The sequence below is a fragment of the Deltaproteobacteria bacterium genome (assembly GCA_003696105.1).
In the GTDB taxonomy this organism is placed as follows: domain Bacteria; phylum Myxococcota_A; class Polyangia; order Haliangiales; family J016; genus J016.
The window spans coordinates 1-8,499 of record RFGE01000361.1 but is presented as its reverse complement, the minus strand read 5'-3'; the positions used below and the strand labels follow the sequence as shown (position 1 = coordinate 8,499).

At 73.6% G+C, this 8,499-nt stretch carries 7 protein-coding genes and 1 pseudogene; 5 read left to right on the top strand and 3 right to left on the bottom strand.

Annotated elements, in window-relative coordinates; translation table 11 throughout:
- Positions 1-347 (bottom strand): annotated as a pseudogene (locus D6689_22520) (3-hydroxyacyl-CoA dehydrogenase).
- A gap of 203 nt (positions 348-550) precedes the next feature.
- Here D6689_22520 and D6689_22515 point away from each other — a divergent pair.
- Both D6689_22515 and D6689_22510 read left to right on the top strand, forming a co-directional pair.
- Complete coding sequence (locus tag D6689_22515) at positions 551-1,072, top strand: DUF4333 domain-containing protein (protein RMH36451.1); 522 nt, start codon at positions 551-553, stop codon at positions 1,070-1,072.
- A 254-nt stretch (positions 1,073-1,326) separates the two neighbouring features.
- Positions 1,327-1,959, top strand: coding sequence for a hypothetical protein (locus tag D6689_22510; protein RMH36450.1), 633 nt, complete (start codon positions 1,327-1,329; stop codon positions 1,957-1,959).
- A gap of 33 nt (positions 1,960-1,992) precedes the next feature.
- Here the strand turns inward: D6689_22510 and D6689_22505 are convergent, their stop codons facing one another.
- On the bottom strand, positions 1,993-2,514 hold the full coding sequence (locus tag D6689_22505; GenBank protein RMH36449.1) for a hypothetical protein: 522 nt from the start codon (positions 2,512-2,514) through the stop codon (positions 1,993-1,995).
- Between the two features lie 127 nt (positions 2,515-2,641).
- Here D6689_22505 and D6689_22500 point away from each other — a divergent pair, with 127 nt between their 5' ends.
- Entirely contained in the window at positions 2,642-5,425 is a 2,784-nt protein-coding gene (locus D6689_22500) for a hypothetical protein (protein RMH36448.1), read from the top strand.
- A gap of 103 nt (positions 5,426-5,528) precedes the next feature.
- The gene (locus D6689_22495) at positions 5,529-6,260 is read left to right on the top strand and encodes a metallophosphoesterase (protein RMH36447.1); all 732 of its coding nucleotides are present in this window, start codon (positions 5,529-5,531) and stop codon (positions 6,258-6,260) included.
- 12 nt (positions 6,261-6,272) lie between these two features.
- Here D6689_22495 and D6689_22490 read toward each other — a convergent pair whose 3' ends face one another.
- A complete protein-coding gene (locus D6689_22490) occupies positions 6,273-7,691 on the bottom strand; it encodes a DGQHR domain-containing protein (GenBank protein ID RMH36446.1) in 1,419 nt (472 codons plus the stop codon).
- Between D6689_22490 and prmC the strand changes: the two genes are divergently transcribed.
- A complete protein-coding gene (prmC, locus tag D6689_22485; protein ID RMH36452.1) occupies positions 7,384-8,424 on the top strand; it encodes a peptide chain release factor N(5)-glutamine methyltransferase in 1,041 nt (346 codons plus the stop codon). The genes D6689_22490 and prmC overlap by 308 nt on opposite strands.
- Positions 8,425-8,499 lie beyond the last annotated feature (75 nt).

Genomic DNA, 8,499 nt, shown 5'->3' with positions numbered 1-8,499 from the left:
GGCGGCGGCGGCCAGGGCGGTCTGTTCGTCAACGACGGCTCCGGCAACGGCGGCGGCGGCGGCGGCGGCGGCGGTTGTGGCGGCGAGCCCGGCGGCGGCGGCGGGCCCGGCGGCGGCTCGTTCGGCGTGTTCCTGGTCGACTCCCCGGGGGCGCGCATCGACGCGAGCGCCGTGACCAGCGGCGACGGCGGCGCGGGCGGCGCGGGCGGCGACGGCGGCGCGGGCGGCGCGGGCGGCGCGGGCGGCGCGGGCGGCCGGCATTGCACGGGCGAGGTCGGCGGCGGCGGCAACGGCGGGCGCGGCGGCGCGGGCGGCCGGGGCGGCCACGGCGGCGGCGGCGCGGGCGGCCCGTCGTACGCGGTGTTCGCGGTCGGCGGCGATCCCGCGGTCGTCGACGCGACCCTGGCGTCGGGCGCGGGCGGCGCGGGCGGCCCGTCGGCCGGCCAGCCGGGCGCGGCCGGAGCCGCGGGCGACACCGGCCCATAGGGCGCGCGCCGAAAAGCCGCCGCGGGCGCCGCCGGGCGCCGGGGCGTTGCGTTATCATGGGCCCATGAACTGGGGGGTGCGACGTCTCGGTCCGTGGGTGGTCGTCTGCATCGCGTCGGCGTGTACGTTCCACGCGTCGTGCGGCAACCGGCTCAACGGCAAGAAGTTGACGAAGGCGCTGTCGGCGTTCGCGAAGCAGCGACTCGGGGTGGAGCCGGACCGCGTCGAGTGCCCCGACGACATCCCGCTGCGCAGCGGCCACGAGTTCGACTGCACGGTGCACGTCGGGGACCTCGCCGCGCCGGTCCACGTCGTCCAGACGGACGACAGCGGCAGCGTGACGTTCGGGTTCTCGCAGGCGATCGTGACGGCGGAGACGGTCCAGGCGGGGCTCGTCGACCGGCTCAAATCCGCCACCGGCGTCGACGCGGCCGTCGACTGCGGCCAGCGGTTCCGGCTCGCCGAGCCGGGCGCGTCGTTCGAGTGCGTCGCGACCAACCCGCAGGGGCAGAAACTCGCCATCCCCGTTACGGTCGTCGACAAGGACGGCAACGTGCGGTTCGGGACCCCGCGGCCGGTGCGCTGACGCCGGGAGGCGATCCGGCCGCAGGGGGCGCCGCCGCCTCGCGGGACCGGCCGGGCCGGGGCCGGTGTCGAGGGGCCGGCTGGCCCGCTGTGCGGCGGCTCGGCGTCTGCCGGTGCGGGGCCCGGCGTGCGTGCGATTCGTCTCGCGGCGGCGATTTCGTGACAGCGGTGTCAGGTTTCGACCGCGATCGGCGTGCCGGCCGACGGGACGTCGCGGCGTTGGGCGCTGGCACGCGCCGTGCTCTGCCACGGGGCATGACTCTCCGCCCCTCGATCGTCACCGCCCTGGCTCTCGCCCTCGCCCCCGCCGCAGCCGCCGCTCAGCCCAGCGTCGCGCCGCCCGCGGCGCCGCCCGCCCCGGGCGCGCGCTCGGACCTGTCGCAGATCAACGGCGTGCCGGTCAAGGTTGGCGAGCACAACGAGTACTACTACTCGTTCCGGCGCACGAACGTGCAGATCAACCCCCTCGGCTGGATCGTCGGCATCTTCGGCGCGTCGGCCAGCTACGGGGTGAGCGACCATGTCGCGCTGCGCGCTGACGTGACCCTGTATGACTTGATCGACAGCCCGGTGACCGGGCTCGAACTATCGGTGTCCGCGCCGCTGTACCTGCGGCGCACGTACCAGGGGCCATTCCTCGAGGCGGGCATTCTGTGGCGCGAGATTCGCTCGAACTACGAGTACGAGGCGTACGGCTGCGCGGACTGCCGCGACGACACCGACACGGTGTACGGCCCGCAGGTGCTCGTCGGCTGGCACTGGATGTGGGACGGCGGCTTCAACCTGGCCGTGGCCACCGGCGCCGGTCGCAACCTGGCGCGCGACGCGGGGGGCTCGGACGATCCGGCGTTCGTCAACGGATACCTCCGGTTCGGCTACGCCTTCTGACGTGCCCGCGTCCGGCCTCCGGCCGCCGCGACGTCACTCGCGGCGGCCCTTGGCCTTTTCGGCCGCCGCGCGCGCGAGCACGACGTCTTGCAAGTGCTCGATCGTGTCGAACCGGGTCGACAGCGAGTAGTACTCGCGCTCGGTCATCGGCGCCATCGCGTCGAGCGCGGCCTCGAAGTGGTGCCGCATCTTCGGCGGCGCGTCGAAGCCGGTGTCGTAGTCGTCCACCTCGCCGCCCGCGATCGCCGCGGCGACGAAACCGGCCGGCGAAAACGACAGGCCGCCCGGCAGCACCAGGCGCCAGTTCCCCGGCTCGCCGTGCTCCACCCACGAGCCGCCGACGCGCGCGCGGACGACCTCGCCGTAGTACGCGCCGGCCGTGGCGATCACCAGCGCGCGGGCGCCGGGGTGGTCGGTCGGCACCTGGCGGACGTAGTGGTCGAGCACCGGGAGGGTCTCGCTGGCGTAGTCGAGCCGCACGCCGAGGGCTCGCTCGACGTACTCGACGAGGTTTTGCGCGTACTCGTCGATCTCGCGCGGCGTGTCCGGGTTCATCGGCGCCATGGTGCCACGCGCGGCGGCGCGGTCAAGCGGCGGGGCGCCGCGGCGAACCGTCCGCGGGCGAAGCGGGCGGGGTCGGGACGGGTGCGCGCAGCCACACGTCTGTGGTAACGATCGAACGATGCCCAGGGGGGCCCACGGAGGGGAATACCGCGGCTCGGTCGGCCAGACCCGGACCGAGCGGTTGCTGTACTCGTGCCCGGATGGCACGGCCGTTCCCATCGAGGTCTATCGCTGTGTCAACGCGCGCACGCATCCGGACCTGGCGCGGCGGCTGCGCACCGCGGGCGTGAACTTCGCGCGCTGCGGCGACCGGGATCCGGCGCCGGTTCACGTCCCGGTCGTCTACCACGATCCGGACGCGCGCATCTTCGCGCTCGTTCTGCCGGAGTCGGCGCGCCATCGCGAGCTGATCGAGCGCGCCGACCTGCTCGCCGAACTCGCCGACGACTGCGAGTACGAGGTGCCGGCCTACGTGCGCGACTTCGCGGTCGTGTTCGGCTCCGACGGCCTGGCGGATTACCTGGCCGAGCGCGCCGACCGCGCCGAGCGGGAGGCCAAGGCGATCGAACTCGAGCGGGAGCTGTCGGCCCGCCGCGCCCGGCTCGAGGAGGACGAGCGCGCCTTCCGCGCGGAGCGCGCCGAACTCGAGCGCGTCGTCGCGGACCTCGAGCGCCGCAACCAGGAGCTGCAGGCGCGCGCCGAGCGCGCCGCCGCGAAGCGCGACCCGTCGCCGCCTCCGACCGTGGCGGCCGCGCGCCCGCCGGGCCCGGCCGCGCCCGCACCTCCGGAGGCGCGCCCGCCGGCCGTGTCCGCACCGTCGCCGCGCGTCGACCCGTCGCCGCTGGCGCCCGCGTCGCCGGACCCGGACGGCACGCCGCTGCCGGCGCCGACCCCGTGGCACGTCGAGGTCGAGACCAATCCGCTCGAGCTGATGAGCAAGCGGGAGCTGGCCGAGCTCGAGCGGGAAGGGACCGATCCGGGCGGCGGCGCGGTCGACAGCCGCCGGGTGGTCGTGGTCGCCAGCGACGACGACGTCGACGTGGCGACGGCGCGGCAGGCGGCGATCCCGGAGGTGTCCGCCGACCAGATCGTCGAGGAGGAGGAGGACGAGGTTCCGCCGGACCACGGGCCGACCGATCGCGTGCCGACCGATCTGGAGGCGACGACCGTCGGCGGCGCGACCGACGTGGTCATCGAGCGCTGGATCGTCTCGCGCGAGCCCGACCTCAAGTACGTCGACGGCAGTGGAGTGCGGTTGGCCGCGAGCGCGACGGCAGAGGAACTCGAGGTGATGATGGCCGCGGGCGCGCGGCCGTGGTTGCAGGTGCACAAACTGCCGACGTACCCGCTCATCGCGCTGTCGGTGGCGCCCGAGGACAAGCTCGACACCGCGTTCGCGTTCGTGTTCGACATCGCCGACGACGGCGATCGCGCGGTCTTGAGCGCGCTCGGTCGCGAGTTTTCGTTCGAGCTGCACCTGTTCGACCGAGAGTACCTGCCGGTGCAACGCCGCCGGGTGACCGCCGATCTCGCCGACAACGTGCGCTATGCGCTCGCGGTCGCGGAAAACCACCTGTTGTCGATCCCGGAAATCGATCGTTCGTTTACCCGCGCGAGTCTCATGTGGAGCGATCCGGACTTCGATCGCACCGGCCGGTCGCGGCCGGAGCGCGCGCTGTTTCGCCGCGACCAACTCGCCGCGCTCGACACCCCCGGCCAGGTGCGCGCCGCGCTCGACCTGGTCGCGCGGTTCTCCGCGCCGGAACTCGAAGAGCTGCTCGTGCTGGTGTGGGGCGAGCCGCTGGCGCAGTGGAATGCGCTTCGCACACAGGTGGTGCTGCGGGCGGTGGACGTCGGGCTGTGGCCCGGCACCGCGCTCGCTCAGATCGCGGTGAGCGCCGGAGCCGCGCGTTCGCGCCGGGAACTCGTCGGCCGGCTGCGCGCCGCGTTCCAGCGGACGGTCGACGCCGGGGCGCCGGGCCTGTCGCCGGAGGCAATCGCCGAAAACTGGCGGGCGCTCGACGAGGTCGACCCCGGCCGCAGTGCTGCCGCGCCGGCGGTGGTCGCCGGCACGATCGGCGCAGACGCGTCCGCCGCGCCCGCTGCGCGGCCCGGCCAGCCGGCGCCGGCGGCGCAACAGGTCATCGCGCCGGCGGCGATGTCCGTGCCCGAGTTGATCGACGCCCTGTCCGACCCGCGCCGGCGGCGCGACGCGGCGGTGGAGTTGGCGACGCGCGGCGACCCGGCGGGCATCGCGCCGACGTTCCGGGCGCTCGAGGACATGACGCGCGCCGAGGCCGTCGCGGTGCTCGGCAACGTCGTGCGCTACGGCGCCGCCGCCGAGGACGCGCTCATCGCCGGGTTGCTCAGCGGCAAGGCGTTCATCCGCCATGGCTGCGCGCTCGCGCTCGGCGTGCTCAAGACCGAGGCGGGGATCGAGGCGGTGTGCGACCTGCTGTTGGCGGAGCCGACCGAGATCTGGCGCGAGATCGCCCGGGCGGTGGGCGAGTTCGGCGGCTCGGCGGTCATGTCGCTCGTCGCGCGCCTGCGCGACCAGGACGACCGAGGCCGCGAGCGGTTGGCGTGGGCGCTCGCGCACGTGGCCGCGCGCGGCGGTCGCGATCCGGTCGAGACGCTGTCGCGCGGCCGCGATCCGGTGGCTGCGGGCGTCGCGCGTCACGCGCTCGAGTTGGCGCCGCTGGCCGGCAGCGACGACCGAACCGTCCGCGGCCCGGAGGCGCCGCGCGACCAGACCGTCAATCGCGCCTTCTCGCGCAAGTTCTTCGAGGCGATGAACCGCGACGGTGTCCCCGACGACGACGATGCGCTGTTGCTCGACGAGGCCGATCTCATCGAGGCGGACGCCGAGGTGCTGGACGAGCGCGACCTGATTCCGACGTGACGCATCCGGCCGCGCCGTCGACCGTCGCGCGACCGGCGGCGGCGAAGGCAGTGCGCCGCCGAGCGGAGCAGGGTGGCCCCGTGGTAGACTGCCGGGGAACCGGATGCGCATCGGCATCTTTTCTGACACGCACGCGAACATCGAGGCGCTCACCGCCGTCGTTCGCGCCTATGAATCCGAGCGCATCGACCAGTACGTGTGCCTGGGCGACACGGTGGGATACGGCGCGTCCCCCAACGAGTGCTGCGACATCATCCGCGAGCTCGCCGCGTTCACGATCCTCGGCAACCACGACGCCGCGGTCGCCGGCCGCATGGACTACTCGTACTATTACGACGCGGCGCGCAATGCGTTGGATCTGCACGCCAAGCAGCTGTCCCCCGAGAACATGGCGTGGCTCAAGTCGCTGCCGTACTCGCGCAAGCAGGACGATTTGCTGTTTTGCCACGGCTCGCCGGTCAACCTCGAGGAGTTCGAGTACATCTTCTCGCAGGAGCAGGCGGCGCAGTGCCACGACATCTGGGACGAGTTGGGCACGGTCACGTTCATCGGGCACTCCCACCTGTGCAAGGCGTTCGCGCTCACCCCGACCGAGGTGTTCGAGGTGGTCGCGCCGACCTTCGAGATCCGGCCCGGCCACAAGTACATCATCAGCGTCGGCTCCGTCGGCCAGCCGCGCGACTACGACAACCGCGCCAGCTACACGATCTACGACACGGACGCCAAGACGTTCGAGTTTCGCCGCGTCGAGTACGACATCGACGCCGCCGCGCAAAAGATTTTCGACTCCGAACTCGAGCCGAACTTCGGCAATCGGCTGTTTCTCGGCGTGTGAGCCGCCGGCCGCTCAGCCGCCGAGGCGAGCGAGCTTGCGCAGGTGGCGGCGGATGCGGTCGACCCGCTCGGCCTGGCCGCGGGCGGGGAACCGCTCGTAGAAGCCATCGCGCTGGAACTCGCGGACGTGGTCGGACCACGGCGCGAAGCGATCGCGGAGCACGCCTTCGATGGCGTCGCCCGGCTCGATGCCGAGCGCATCGGCGGCGCTCGCGACGTCGCCGGCGATGCGGACGAGCGCCTTGAGCGTCACGTCGCGTGTGACCATGTAGCGCTTGTTGTCGCCCCACGCGTCGCCGAACGCGGCGCGGGCGGCGCGCAGCACGTCGCGCACGAACGCATACCCGCGCCGGCGATTGTAGCCGCGACCGTCGCGGATGAACGGCGCGACCTCGTCGCGGCGCACGAGGCGATGGACCTCGCCGAAAAGCTGCGCCTGGTTGATCCACATCTCGCCCTGGGCGCGTCCGCCGAGCATGCTGATGTGGTAGCGAACCGGCGAGTCGGACTCCTCGTACAGCGCGCGCACGAGGCTCGCCGCGTACTTCTTTTCCGGGTCGGTCCCCCACTCGATCTTTTCGTACAGGTCGACCAGGTGCGACTTGTTGATCCGGGTGTGGGTCGAGTTGATGATGACGAACATCTCGGTGGCGAAGTCCGCCGTCTTGCCGTCGAACACGACGCACGGAACCTCGATCTGCCGGTCCGCGTCCGGGTCCTGCAGGTAGAAGTGCAGGCCGGCGAGGCGGTGCTGGCCGTCGATGATCAAAAACGGCTCAGACGGCTCGGCCAGGTCGCCGACGCGCTGATACTGGCCGAGCGGGTCGAATCGGAGCGTCTCGGACGTGTACAACAGCACCGCGCCGGGCACCAGCGGCTGGCGCGTCTCGTTGCGGTAGAAGTCGCGGATCTGGCGCACCTTGCGCCGGTTGAGTTCGCGCTGAAACGCCTTCGCGTTGCCCTCGATCGCCTGGACGAACCGCTCGACGTCGTCCGGCTCCTTGCGGCGCTGGCCGCCGACCTGTTGGCCGCGGTCGCCGTAGAACCGAGTGACGAAGCGGACCTTCGGCAGCAGGTCGGCCGCCGGGTAGCTCACGAAGTAAAACTCCGACTCCTTCTGGCGCATGCGCAGTGCGAGCATGTCGACTCCCGGGTTGGAAGCTGGTTCGGCGGCCGCGACTATACCAGCCGCGGCGCGCGCGGCGGCGGGCACGGCCAGCGGCCGGCCGCCCCGGCGCGGCGGCCCGCGCCCGCCTGTGGTACACCCCCGGCGCCGCATGCCCGAACGGACGTGGACCCCGCTGGCCGTGCTCGACTGGACCACCCGCCGGTTCGCCGAGGCCGGCATCGCGTCGGCGCGCCTCGACGCGCAGGTGTTGCTCGCGCACGTGTTGCGCTGCGACCGCGTCGCGCTGTACACGGCGTTCGACAAGCCGCTGGCGGCCGGCGAACTGGCCGCCTACCGCGGGCTGATCCGACGGCGCCTCGCCGGCGAGCCGGTCGCGTACCTGGTCGGCGAGCGCGAGTTCTGGTCGGTGCCGCTGGCGGTCACGCCGGACGTCCTCGTACCGCGGCCGGACACCGAGACCCTCGTACAGGTGGCGCTCGACCTCGTCGACGCGCGCGTCGGCGGGCGAGGGGCGCGGGCCGACGCCGAGGTGCGCATCGCGGACATCGGCACCGGCTCCGGGGCGGTCGCCATCGCGCTCGCCCGCGAGCTGCCGCGCGCGTCGGTCGTCGCCACCGACGTGTCCGACGCCGCGCTGGCCGTCGCCGCGCGCAACGTCGACCGCCACGGGGTCGGCGGCCGCGTGTCGCTCGCCCGCGGCGACCTGACCGCGGCGTTGCCGGCCGGCGACGCGTTCGACCTCATCGTCGCCAACTTGCCCTACATCCCGACGGCCGAACTGGCGCAGCTGCCCGCCGACGTGCGGCGCGAACCGCGGCTCGCGCTCGACGGCGGTGCCGACGGGCTGGCCGTCATCGCGCGGCTCGTCGCCGCCGCGCCCGCCCACCTCGCGGCCGGCGGCGCGATCGCGCTCGAACACGCGGCCGATCAGGCCGGCGCGGTCGCCGCACACCTCGCCGGCGCCGGCTTCCGCGACGTCGCCACGCACCGCGACCTCGCCCGCCACCCGCGCGTCACGTCGGGCGCGCGGGGGTGAGCGGACGGCGGGCTCGGGCGCCGCGCGCACCCGAGCCCGCGTCCATGCGGCCGCGTCGGCTACGGCGACGTCCCG